This is a genomic window from Magnetococcales bacterium (assembly GCA_015231925.1).
Classification (GTDB): domain Bacteria; phylum Pseudomonadota; class Magnetococcia; order Magnetococcales; family JADGAQ01; genus JADGAQ01.
The window spans coordinates 1-12,488 of the sequence record JADGAQ010000124.1 but is presented as its reverse complement, the minus strand read 5'-3'; the positions used below and the strand labels follow the sequence as shown (position 1 = coordinate 12,488).

5 protein-coding genes are annotated in these 12,488 nt (G+C 65.7%); 1 reads left to right on the top strand and 4 read right to left on the bottom strand.

The features are described from left to right. The 4 genes from HQL56_13240 to HQL56_13225 all read right to left on the bottom strand — a co-directional run. Positions 1 to 493: methyltransferase domain-containing protein (locus tag HQL56_13240; GenBank protein MBF0310484.1), on the bottom strand; the 493-nt coding region annotated here is incomplete at its 3' end. Next, positions 490 to 4,647, bottom strand: a complete 4,158-nt coding sequence (locus tag HQL56_13235; GenBank protein ID MBF0310483.1) for a tetratricopeptide repeat protein — start codon at positions 4,645 to 4,647, stop codon at positions 490 to 492. The genes HQL56_13240 and HQL56_13235, both read right to left, overlap by 4 nt. Then, positions 4,644 to 8,288 carry a tetratricopeptide repeat protein gene (locus HQL56_13230; protein ID MBF0310482.1) on the bottom strand — a complete coding sequence of 1,215 codons (3,645 nt, stop codon included), beginning with the start codon at positions 8,286 to 8,288 and terminating at the stop codon, positions 4,644 to 4,646. The genes HQL56_13235 and HQL56_13230 overlap by 4 nt, the downstream gene beginning before the upstream one ends. Continuing rightward, positions 8,285 to 9,073 carry a DUF115 domain-containing protein gene (locus tag HQL56_13225; GenBank protein ID MBF0310481.1) on the bottom strand — a complete coding sequence of 263 codons (789 nt, stop codon included), beginning with the start codon at positions 9,071 to 9,073 and terminating at the stop codon, positions 8,285 to 8,287. The genes HQL56_13230 and HQL56_13225 overlap by 4 nt, the downstream gene beginning before the upstream one ends. A gap of 228 nt (positions 9,074 to 9,301) precedes the next feature. Between HQL56_13225 and HQL56_13220 the strand changes: the two genes are divergently transcribed. Beyond that, a partial coding sequence (locus HQL56_13220) for a hypothetical protein (protein ID MBF0310480.1) occupies positions 9,302 to 12,488 on the top strand: 3,187 nt, incomplete at its 3' end.

Genomic DNA, 12,488 nt, shown 5'->3' with positions numbered 1-12,488 from the left:
TGAGCCCGTCTTTTTCCGCAAGGTTGACAGGTGCAAAATCGGCTTGATAAATATAGCGAAAATCGCTCATGGGGGTCTTCCCGACCTGCCGGATGTACTCCGACTGATCCAGGAAGACGAACTGCTCCTTGGGAATGACCCGGGTGTGGGAGGGATCGCCGAGTGCCCATACCGACTGCCAGTGGGGCACGGTGCCGATCAGCACCCCGCCCGGACGCAGTATACGCCAGAGGTCGGCGAACTGGGCGAAGAAAAAGCGATAGTCCCCCTGGCCGCCGGTATGCTCCAGCACCTCGTAGGCGTGGATCTCGTTGAAGCTGTCGTCGCCGAAGGGCAGCGGCAGCCGGGTCAGATCCCATACACGATCCGGTTTATTGTCCGGATTGATATCGAGGGTGACCAGATGGCTCCAGGCCTGCCGCCCGGTCAGAAAGATCTTCTTGATGCGGCTTTGGCCGCAGCCGATGAGCAGTTCACGGTAATCCCGGTTCATGGTTTTCTCCCTTCGCCCCGGCAGAAAGCCTGCCACATCGATTCATACAACCCCTCCAGATCGCGGGTGAAACGAGGCGTGTCGAAGAGGGGGCAGGTGGTTCGCTGCCGTTGCAGTTTCTGGCGGATGGACTGCAGCAACCGGGGGTTGCGGGCCAACTCCAGGGCGCGTTTTTCGTAACTTTCGAAGTCCGGGCAGATCAGCCCCTCCCCGCCCAGGCCCGCGGCCTGCAGGATGCTGGCGCAGACCCGCCCGGCAAACCGTTCGCCGGGAACCGTCAACAGCGGCAGCCCGGCCCACAGGGCATCGGAGGCGGTGGTGTGGGCATTGTACCAGCGGGTGTCCAGAAAGAGATCGGCGCGATGCTGCCGCGCCAGATGGCCCGGCTTGGCCAAAATCGGGGCAAAGACCAGCCGCTGCGGATCGACTCCCCGCTCCCTGGCGCGATCCCGCAGATTCTGCCGCGCCCCGGCCACGCCGTCGATGAGCCACAGCACCGAACCCGGCACCTGCGTCAACAGCCGCATCCAGATATCGAAGACGAAGGCATCGATCTTGTAATGGGTATTGAAGCAGCAGAAGACGAAGCCCTTCTCCGGCAAACCCAGTTCGGTTCGCGACGGCGTCTCGGCGGCGATGGGCTGTTCGCGGTCGTTGACCTGGTAGCAGTGGGGCATCACGGCGAAACGTTCCGCATAGAAGGCCTGCTGCGCCGCCGGAGTCACCGTGGCGTCGGTGATCACCCAGTCGATGAAGTCGGCCCCCATGGTGCCGGGATAACCCAGCCAGGCCACCTGCACCGGAGCGGGACGGGCCGCCAGAATCTCCGGACGGCTGTCGCGGGTGTAGCCTTTGAGATCGATCAGCAGATGCACCCCGTTGTCGTGGATGCGCTGGGCCGACTCGGCGTCGGAGCAGGCCTCCAGATCGACGAAGCGGTCGCAGTCGCTGCGGATGCGGTTGCGGTAGTCGCTGCCGTCGTCGGGACCGAAGGAGTAGGCGATGATTTCGAAACGCTTGCGATCGTGCAGGCCGAAGAGGCCCAACATCAGGTGGGCGGTGGCGTGGTTGTGGAAATCGGCGGAGAGATAACCCACCCGCAGGCGCGAGACCCCGGTTCCCGCCGCATGGGCATGGATCTTCTTCACCCCCTTGGCCACATGAGCCGCATAGCGGGCGGCGATGCGCAGCTCCTCCTCCGGCGTCACAGGCAGCGGCAGGGAGAGGAAGGGAAACGGTGACGGCGGCACCCCCGAATCCTCCCGCAGGGCGGGTTCGAGGATGCGTTCCCGCAGGCCTTCCAACCCGCTCCAATCGCAGAGTTTCTGCTGGAGATGGGTGATTTCGACGGCGACGTTGATGCGGCCCGGCTGCAGCGTCTCGGCACGGCGGAAGAGTTCCAGGGCCTCTTCGAAACGCCCGAGTCCGTTCATCACCCCCGCCAGGTTGAACACCGCACCGCCGTGGTCGGCGTCGATTTCCAGCGCCGTGCGATAGGCCTGAACCGCGCCGGTGAGATCGCCGCTGCGCTGCAGGGCGATGCCGAGGTTGTACCAGCCGTTCTTGAAGCGGGGGGAAAGGGCCACGGCGCGGCGATGGTGGCTGACGGCCTCGCGATGGCGTCCCTCCTCCTGCAGGGCCACCCCCAGATTGTAATGGGCCTCGGCCAGATGCGGCTGGGCGGTCATGGCCTCGCGATAGTGGTGCAGGGCCTGCTCCGTCTCCCCCACGCGGCTCAGGGCGTTGGCCAGATGGTTGTGGGCCTCGGCGAAACCGGGACGCAGCCCCAGCGCCTGCCGGGCGCAATCCGCCGCCTCCTGCGGACGCTCCAGCACCCGCAGCACATCGCTCAGGCTGCTCAACACCTCCGGCCAGGAGGGCTGCAAGGCCAACGCCTTGCGGTAACACCCCTCCGCCCGGGCCAACTCGCCGCGTTCCCGATGGGCATTGCCCAGATTGGCCCAGGCTTCGGGGTAATCCTGCCGCAGGGCCAGGGCCTTGCCGTAACGGACGATGGCCTCTTCCACCCGACCCGCGCGCCGTTGCACCATGCCGCTCACCGTCCAGGCCTCCGCCAGATTGCCGGCGACCTGCAGCGCCTGTTGCGACAGCGTTTCGGCTTCGGCGAGCCGCCCCTCCTGCAGCGCCATCAGGGCCCGGTTCAAGGCCTCCACCTGGGCCGGGGTGGCCGCGGTCACCGTGGCGGATTTGGCGGGGATCCGTTTGCGCAACGCTTCGGAAACCCGACGCACCACGCCGGGCCAATCCCCCGGCGTCTCCTGCCGGAAGAGTGTCAAACTCCCGTACCAGGGGGAATCCTGCCGCTGCCGCAACCAGCGCCAGTCCGGGGCGAAGGGCAGCAGGATCCAGCCCGGCACCCCCAGGGCTCCCGCCAGATGGGCCGTGGCGGTATCGGAGCTGATGACCAGATCGAGCCCGCTCATGATGGCGGCGGTATCGGCCAGATCCCCGATCCCCTCCCCCAGATCGACGAAATGGGGCGGCAGCTCACACGATAGCAGATCGGCGCGCCCGTCGCCTTTTTGCAGTGCAAAAAAACGCAGGCCGGGAATCTCCAGCAGGGGCAGAAGCGGTTTCAGGCGCGGGGAGCGGTAGCGGTCGTTGCGCACCCGCGGGTTTCCGGCCCAGACCAGTCCCACCTTCAAACCCGGCCCTTCCAGGCGCTGTTGCCAACGCCGGACCCGCTCGGGGTCGGCTTTGAGGTAGCCTTCGCGGCCCGGCAGGCTTTCCAGGGTGGTTCCCAGGCGGTGGGGCAGACTCAACAGGGGGATGTGGAGATCGAAGGGGGGCAGCGCCGCGCCACGCGCCACCAGCCGGTCCACTCCCGGAAAATGGCGCAACAGGGGAAGGAGAGGCTCCTGAACCTCCAGGATCACCTGGCCGGGCCCGCGCTTCAGTCCGGGCAGAAAGCGCAGGAACTGGATGGCGTCCCCCAGCCCCTGCTCGGCGTGGACCAGCAGGGTGCGCCCGTTGAGATCGCTGCCGTCCCACCAGGGCTGGGGGAAGGGACGCGGCGCGGGTTCCCCGCGTTGCCAGCGCCATTCGTAGCCCTCCCAGCCACGGCGGAACTCCCCGGTCAACAGCAGGGCCAGGGCGCGGTCCCAGTGGGCGTCGGCATAGTCCGGGCGCAGATGGATGGCGTGATCGAAGGCTTCGATGGCCTGCTCGACCTCCCCCATGTCCTGCAGGGTGCCGCCCAGATTGTCCCAGGCTTCGGGGAAATCGGGTTTGCGGCGCAGGGCTTCGCGGTAGCAGGCCACCGCCTCCCGCAGGGCGCCCTGCTCCCGATGGAGATTCGCCAGGTTGTTGCAGGGATCGGGAAAGTCGGGCTGCAATTCCATGGCGCGGCGATAGCGGTTGATGGCCTCTTCGGGATAGCCCAGCTTGCGTCGGGCCATGCCGGAGAGGGTCCAGCCGTCGGCGCGACGGGGATCGAGGGCCAGAGCCTGCTCCGAAAGGCGGTCGCAACGCTCCACCTCGCCCTGCTGCCAGGCCGCCAGGGCCTGAGTCAGCAACTCCCCGGCGCGTTCGCTGGCCGAACCGATGCTTCCACCCTGCCCCTCCGGCTTGCGGGTGCGCAGCACGAAGCGGCTTTGGGAGAGGACGTTGTTGAAGTTGCGTAGCGCCTCGGCCAAAGCCTCCTGGGAGAGTTCCCCTTTTGCCAGGCGCTCCTTCCAGGGTTCGGCCAGTTCGTCCTGCACCGACTCCAGCACGAAATCGACGCCGAGGTGCAGCCCCAGGGTGGTATTGGCCGCTCCGGCGGCCACCCAGGCGCGGTTTTTCTCCCGGTCGAACAGCTCCAGACCACCCCGGGTCACGGCGCGAACGTGGGTGGGATCGTTGAGAAAGGCGTCGCTGCGGGGATGGGGCACCACGATGTGGATGGCGGCTTCGTGGCAGGTGATGCGCCACAACTCCCGCATGATGGACAGATAACTCTCCGTGGTCTCCCCCAGATGCTCCAGCACATGGTAGAGCAGCACCTCCCGGACCGAATCGTCGGGCCAGGGCCAGGGAAAGCGTTCCAGATCGACCACCCGATCGGGCTGAAAGGTGGCCTCCCGGTCGACGTTGAGGTAGCCCGGCAACTTGCGATGACCGCAACCCAGATTGAGGCGCAACGGATCGGTCATGGAGCGTTTTTTCCCTTTTGGATGTGGAGTCGCCACATTTCGGCGAAGGCGGACTCCAGGTCTCGGGCAAAGGCGTCGGTATTGAACAGGGGGCAGCCCGGGCGACGTCGCTCCAGGCGACTGCGCAAGGCCTGAAGCTGCCGTGGGGATTGGGCCAGGGCGATGGCGCGCTCCCGGTAGGCCTCGGCACTTTCAACGATCAGACCTGCATCCCCCATGCCGGCGGCATGCAGCAGGCTGGCGGCCACTCGCGCGGGGAAGTGGTGGCCCGTGCGGGTCAGCACCGGCAGCCCGGTCCACAAGGCATCCGAGGCGGTGGTGTGGGCGTTGTAGATCCAGGTATCCAGAAAGAGATGGGCCAGGCGCAGGCGGGCCAGATGCCGCTCCTTGGGCCACACCGGGGCGAAGACCAGACGGGAGGGATCGATGCCCCTCCGTTGCGCTTCGCGACGCAGATTCTCCCGTGAACTGTGTATCCCTTCCATCAACCAGAGAACCGACCCCTCCACCTCCCGCAAAATGGCCATCCAGCAGTCGAAGGTCTGCGGATCGATCTTGTAGTGGGCGTTGAAGCAGCAGAAGACGAAGGCACGGGAAGGCAGTTCGCACTCTTCCGGGAGCGGGATCTCCGAGGCAACGGGCTGGTCCCGGTCGTTGATCTGATAACAGTTGGGCAGATAGATGAAGCGTTCGCTGTAGTCGGCCTGCCGGTCCGGCGGGGTGACGTGGCGGTCGGTCAGGATGAAGTCGATGCAGCGGGCCCCGCTGGTGCCGGGATATCCCAGCCAGGCCACCGCCAGCGGCGCGGGCCGATGGGCCAGGATCTCCATGCGGCTGTCGGTGGTATAGCCTTTGAGGTCCACCAGGATATGGATGCCGTCCTGACGGATGCGGGCCACAGCCTCGGCGATGTCGGCCTTTTCCAGATCGACGAAGTTTTCGCACTCCTCGCGGATGCGGCGGCGGTAGTGGCTGCCGTCGTCGGGGCCGAGGGAATAGGCGAAAACCGTGACCCGATGGCGGTTGTGGCGCTTGAAGAGCCCCAGCATCAGATGGGCGGTGGGGTGGTTGTGAAAATCGGCGGAGAGGTAGCCGATGCGCAGTTTGCGCGGCATGGCGGTCGCCGGGGGATGAATCGCCGGGGTGACCCGTGATTCGAACCAGTCGGCGAAGCGTGCGGCGAGCTGCCGCAACTCGGCCCCTGAAAGGGATGTCGGCATGGAGAGGAACGGAAACGGCGAAGGCGGCACGCCCCCGCCCTGCCAGGCCAGGGCCGGTTCGACCACCCGTTGCCGCAGGGTGTCGAAGCCCTGCCAGTCGCAGCGTTTCTGCTGCACGAAGGTCAGCAGGACCGCCGTGCAGGCGTCGTCGGGACGCCGCTCCAGGGCCAGGGCCATGTGGCGGGCGCAGGCATCGAGATCGGTTCCCAGCAGCAGGTGGGCGTTGCCGAGGTTGGCGTGCAGGGTGGCCTCGTCGAGTCCCAGGCTCAAGGCCCGCTCCAGATGGCCGATGGCCTCCCGCACCCGTCCCTGACGCAATCGCACCGCCCCGAGATTGTGGTGCAGTTCGGGAATCTCCGGTTTCAGCCGCAGCAACTCCCCGTAAATCCCGGCGGCCTCCTCGAAGCGGTCGAGCCGGTCGAGCAGATCGACCCGGAGCAGCAGGGCGGAGAGCGAGCCTTCGGGCAGCTCCCGGCTGGCCTGCAAGGCCTCTTGCAACCGCCCTTGCTCCCGCAGACCCTCCACTTTGGCGCGCACACTCCCCTCCGGGGGACCGGGCGGCGGGCACTGCGCCTGCCAGAGACGACGCAGGCCGGTCTGCAGGTTGGCGGCCAGGCGGGCGCCGTCGCAGGCGGGCGAGGCGGCCATGCGTGGCCGCAAGGTGCGACGCAGCTCCGCCAGGCGGGGCCGGTCCGCAGCCAGTTCCAGGGCCTTTTGCCGGTAGGTGGCTTCGTCCGTGGCGATGCCGTCGGTCATGCCCACCACGCTCAAATGGGAGATGGAGTGGCGGGAGCAGAAACGCTCCCCCCCCAGCGTCACCACCGGCACCCCCATCCACAGGGCTTCCAGGGTGGTCAGCCCCCCGGAATAGGGGAAGGGATCCAGGGCGATATCGATATCGTTGTATCGGGCCAACAGCTCTTCATGGGGCAGTCGTCCCCGCAGCATCACCCGCTCGGCCACCCCCATGGCGGCGAAGTGACGCTTCAGTCGGGCGCGCAGAATGGTCATATCCAACTGATGGGTGATCAGCAACAGACGGGCATCGGGCAGGTCTTGCAAAAGTCTGCCCCAGAGATCCAGCACCTTCCGGTTGATCTTGACCAGATTGTTGAAGCAGCCGAAGGTGATGAAGCCGTTCTTCAGGGCCGGCAGTTCTCCCACCTCCGGGGCATAGGCCGGGGGTTGGTAACAGACGTAGCCATCGGGCAGAATCAGCAGCTTCTCCCGCACGAAGGCTTCGCTGCCGGGGGGATTCTCGAAGCGGTCGGTGACCAGAAAATCGATGGCCGCCAGCCCGGTGGTGCCGACGTAGCCGGCCCAGGTGCCCTGAAGGGGCGCGGGTTTCATGGCGAAGACCGGCAGACGGTTGCCCATGGTGTGACCGGAGAGATCGAGCAGGATGTCGATGCCGTCCTGGCGGATGAGGCGCAGCAGGTCGTCGTCGGAGAGGGGGGCGACCGCCCGCCAGCCGTCGGCCTGGGCCTTGAGCCGCGCGGTGATCTCGTCCTCCCGGCTGCGTCCGGAGTAGAGGAACAGCCGGAAGCGTCCGCGATCGATGTGGGGCAGCACCGGCAGCAGGAAGTAGCCCACGGGGTGTTGGCCGAAATCGGCGGAGACCAGCCCCAGGTTCAACACCTTGTCCGGCTCACGGGGTGGCGCGGGGGGCGGGAAACGCCCGGCCCTGGGCTGACCATGGCGGCGATCCCAGGCCAGATGGGCCTCCAGCAGGGATTGAGGCGTCTGAGCGGGATCGGCCTGCAGGGTGAACAGGCGGTTGCTTTCGGCCCGCACGAAATCGGGTTGCAGGGCCAGGGCGCGGCGATAGCTGTCGAGGCACTCCTCCAGGCGGCCCAAATCGCGCAGGGCATTGCCCAGATTGTAGTGGTATTGAGCCGAATCGGGATTGCGATTGAGGGCCTGCTGATAATGCACCACCGCCTGGTCGCTGGCCCCGCCCTCCTGAAAGCAGTTTCCCAGCAGCATCCAGGGTTCCGGATGGTCCCCGTCGGCGGCAATGGCCTGACGCGCCGCCGCCATGGCCTCGTCGAGGCGACCCGCCTCCCGCAGCACGTCCACCAGGGGCAAACCGGGTTCCATCCAGCCGGGACGCAGGCGCTGGGCCTGCCGGTAGCACTCCGCCGCCTCGGGCAACTGGCGCAGTTCCCGCAGGGTGTTGGCCAGATTGTTCCAGGCTTCGGGAAAATCGGGCTGACGCCGCACCGCCTCGCGGTGAGCCGCCAGGGCCTGCTGAATCTGTCCCTGGCGACGCAGGATGACGCCCAACAGACTCCAGGCGTCGGCGCGATGGGGGGCGGCGATCAATACCTCCCGGCAGGCGGCGGAGGCGGCCTCCAGTTCGCCTCGGGCGTGTTCCCCGATGGCCTGTTGCAGGCGATGCACAATCTCGGTTTCATTCATGAGAGAAGCTCCAACCGGGGTGTCGGATGGCACGACATGGCCGCCAGAAGCCCCGGTCCGTGGACCCGGACCGTGATGCCCCAGGAGGGGAATTTCGCCAACATCTGCCCAAAATCGAGGGCCTGGGCCAGCATCCAGGGCTCGCAACGGAAGCTCCCTCCCCCCAATCGCACCTCCAGCCGGGTCTCCTGGCCGGGGGCGTGTTCGTAACCGTGGCTTTTGCCGTCGAGATGGCAGGAATCGACCCCGAAGAGGTGAAACCGGCGATAGCCCAGCACCATGCCCAGGGAAATGGCGCGCAAACCGCCGGTGCAGCCGTTGTGAACCACGGTCCAGTTGCTTTCGCTGGTGAAGGGTTCGGCTTCCCCGGTATCGCCGCCGACGTGCCACAGAAGCATGCGATGGCGGCCGAGCGCACTCAGCACTTCGGGGTCGCACTGGTTGGCCATCAGGTAGAGCGTCTCGGGGCCGGGATGGCGCATGACCCCGCGCATCACCGGATCGGCGTCCAGCATGACGGCGAACTCGGGCAGCAACGGCGGATCGAGGCTGCGCAGAAAGTCGTGGGCCCCGTTGACGGCCAGAATCGGATGCACAGGATGCAAGGCCCGCAACAGGGAGAGCATACCCGGCATGGAGGGACCGCCGGCCACGATGAGCAACTCCTGGCCCGGACGTTCCGCTTCCGGAGCCAGACGGGCATAGTTCCGCCGCACGGCGGAAACGATGTTGTTCAACCGGATCTCGGCGGAAACATTGGAAAAATGGTGTAAATAGACCGCCATGGGCTTTTTTTATTTCACCGTTGAATAATTTCGCTCAAGTCGCTCTCCGAATGGCCGATAAGCACGGACAGGACTCTACTCTCCCTGATTCGCCTACCTCCTCCGGGCTAGCAATATTCTCGTGAAATACGCTCAATATTGGCGTATATTGCCTCACGCTGGAGGAATGGATTTGGAATTATTGCCAGGGAGGCATTATTTCACACATACTGAACGGAGAATTCAGGAATGGCGCCTATTGTGTCTTTGAATGGCGGTAGCGGCTCATCCCTCACATCCCTAATCGGGACCACGGGTGTCGATACGCTTACCTTCCAGGGGGCAGGCAGCCTTCCCATTTCCAAAATCGAATCGGTGGTCGGATCCACCGGAACGGATGGCATCTCCCTGATGACATCCGGCTCGGTTTCGGTCGACTCGGTGGAATCGGTCACCGGCTCTTCGGGAACCGATACGGTCACCCTTCTGGCGGCCGGCACGGTCAGCCTCTCGGATATCGAGAGCCTGATCGGTTCGACGGACACCGACATCGCCAAACTGCTCACCTCGGGGACGATCACCCTCTCCGGCGTTGAAAGCATAATCGGTACCACCGGTTCCGACGTGGTCAAGATGGCCACGAACGGTACCCTCTCGGTATCGGCCATCGATTCGGTTCTCGGCACCTCCGGGGTGGACGAGATCACCCTTCTCGGGGCTTCGAGCCTCTCGCTCTCCCGCATCGACTCGGTCACGGGCTCCAGCGGCACCGATACCGTCACCTTGTTGACATCCGGCAGCATCAGCCTCTCCCGAGTGGATAGCCTGATCGGATCGAGCGGCACGGATGTAGCTATCCTGCTCACCGCTGGAACCCTGGTCGTTTCCGACGTGGAGAGCGTAACGGGTACCACCGGGACCGATGTGGTCAAACTGGCCACCGACGGCACCCTGACCCTCTCCGACGTGGACAGCGTCGTGGGCAGCAGCGGAACCGAAATCATCAAACTGGCCACAGCGGGCAGTCTGGCGGTTTCGCAGATCAACTCGGTCATCGGCACCACCGATACCGACACCCTGACCCTGCTGGCCACTTCCGACATCAGCCTCTCCCGCATTGACTCCGTGATCGGTTCCACCGGCACCGACAGTCTCACCCTGCTGACCGCAGGCAGCCTGTCGATCTCCCGGGTGGAATCGGTTTCCGGCACCAGCGGCACCGATAGCCTCACCCTGTTGACCGCGGGTACGGTCAGCCTCTCCGCCATCGACTCCCTGACGGGCACCACCGGCACGGACATCGCCAAGCTGCTGACTTCGGGCACCATCAGCCTCTCCTCGGTCGACAGCCTGGTTGGTTCCAGCGGCACCGATACCATCAAACTGCTGGCTACCGGTGTTACCGGGGGCTCCAACACCATCTCCCTGTCCGATGTGGAATCGGTCGTCGGCTCCACGGACGGCGACACCGTCAAGCTGCTCACGGCGGGGGCTCTCAGCCTCTCCGGAGTGGAATCCCTGGTCGGCACCACCGGCACCGACACCCTCACGCTGCTCACTTCCGGCAGTTTGTCGGTTTCCAAGGTCGACTCCCTGGTGGGTACCACCGGTACGGAAATCGTCTCCCTGTTGACGGCGGACAGTGTTTCACTCTCCCGCATCGAATCCCTGATCGGCTCCACTGGCACCGACACCGCGACGCTGTTGACGGCGGGCACCCTCAGCGTGTCGGCGGTGGAGAGCGTCATCGGCTCGTCGGGCACCGATATTTTGAAAATTTTGGCCACCGGCGTCACCGGGGGCAGCAATTCATTGCGTATTTCGGACGTGGAATCGGTCATCGGCTCCTCGGAAACCGACACCATTCGGCTATTGAGTGAAAAAGCGCTCGCCGTCTCGGAAGTCGATTCGGTGGTGGGCACCACCGGCACCGATACCCTGACCCTGCTCACGGCGGAAAACCTCTCGCTTTCAGCCATCGACAGCGTCCTGGGCACCACGGGCACGGAAGTAGTGACCCTGCTCACCGCAAGCTCCGTGAGTCTGTCCCGCATCGACTCCGTGGTCGGCTCCACCGGCAGCGACGCCGTCACCCTGTTGAGCGCGGGCGCTTTGAGCGTCTCCCTGGTGGACAGCGTCACCGGCACCACCGGCACCGATACCCTGACCTTGCTCACCGCCGGAACCGTGACCCTCTCCGGGGTCGACTCCGTGGTGGGTACGGCGGGCAACGACATCCTCAAGATGGCCTCGGCGGGCACCCTCAGCGCTTCCAGCATCGACAGTCTGGTGGGCTCCAGCGGCACCGATATCCTCAAACTGCTGGCCACCGGCGTCACCGGCGGCTCCAACACCGTCAGCCTCTCCGAGGTCGAATCGGTGGTGGGCTCCTCCGAAACCGATATCGTCAAGCTGCTCACCGCAGGCAGCGTCAGCCTCTCGGCGGTGGAATCGATGCTCGGTTCCAGCGGCACCGACGTGGCCACCCTGCTGACCGCAGGCAGCCTCTCGGTCTCCAAGGTGGAGAGCGTCCTGGGCACCAGCGGCACCGACGCCGTGACCCTGCTCACCGCTCAGAACGTGGCCCTGTCCCGCGTCGACTCCCTGACCGGCACCACCGGCACCGATACCGTCACCCTGCTCACCGCCGGAACCTTGTCCATCTCCTCCGTGGAGAGCGCCGTGGGTTCCTCCGGGTCCGACATCCTCAAGATGCTGGCCACCGGCGTCAGCGGCGGCAGCAACACGATCTCCGTCTCCGATATCGAATCGGTCATCGGTTCGAGTGAAACCGACATCGTCAAGCTGGTCACCGCCGGCAACCTCAGTGTCTCCGAGGTCAACTCGGTGGTGGGCACCACCGGCACCGACGTGTTGACCCTGCTCACCGCTGAAACGGTGGCCGTTTCCAGCATGGACAGCGTCATCGGCACCACCGGCAGCGACGCCATCTCCCTGGTCGGCGCGGCCAGCGTGGCCGTCTCCCGCATCGATTCGGTCACCGGCACCACCGGCACCGACACCGTGACCCTGCTCACCGCGGGCGGCCTCAGCCTCTCGCTGGTGGAGAGCCTCATCGGCTCCAGCGGCACCGACACCCTGACCCTGCTCACCGCCGGAACCGTCACGGTCTCCGGAGTGGAGAGCGCCGTGGGCAGCGGCGGCAGCGACATCGTCAAGATCGCCACCGACGGCACCCTGACCGTCTCCGGCATCGAAAGCGTGGTCGGCTCCACCGGCACCGACATCGTCAAGCTGGCCACGGCAGGCAGTGTGGCCCTCTCCGGCATCGACAGCGTCATCGGCACCACCGGTACCGATACCCTGACCCTGATCACCGCAGGCTCCGTCTCCGTCTCCCTTATCGACTCCGTGGTCGGTTCCACCGGCAGCGACGCCGTCACCCTGTTGAGCGCGGGCGCTTTGAGCGTCTCCC